The sequence below is a fragment of the Pseudomonas sp. PME37.24/025 genome (assembly GCF_055556615.1).
In genome coordinates this window covers 1-285 of sequence record NZ_JBVHNK010000100.1, presented here as the reverse complement: position 1 = coordinate 285, position 285 = coordinate 1, and the positions used below count along the sequence as shown (strand labels likewise).

General features: G+C 49.1%; 1 protein-coding gene. It reads left to right on the top strand.

Translation table 11 applies throughout. The annotated features are described in order from the left end of the window. Positions 1-7: 7 nt before the first annotated feature. Positions 8-285 (top strand): PKD domain-containing protein (locus ACZ3HH_RS29670; RefSeq protein WP_465810104.1); only part of this gene is annotated, 278 nt, incomplete at its 3' end.

The following is a 285-nucleotide window of genomic DNA, read 5'->3' as shown; positions in this document are numbered from 1 at the left end:
GATTTTTGTGGCTCTGTGTGCTGTCTATATCAGCTCATGCAGCAGCACCCCTGTGGCATGCTTCACGGTAGTGACTGCAGCAGACTCTATCAAGGTGGGCCGCACCATCATGTTCAGTTCAAGCTGTAGCAGCGATGCGACTCAGTTCTATTGGGATTTTGGCAATGGAAAGAACAGCTCAGCATCGCCCTCAGCCACGGTAGTTTATGATAGCCTGGGTACATATAGCGTTTCACTGGTAGTAAGCGGCAATAGCAAAACAGCCAGCACCACTAAATCAATTAC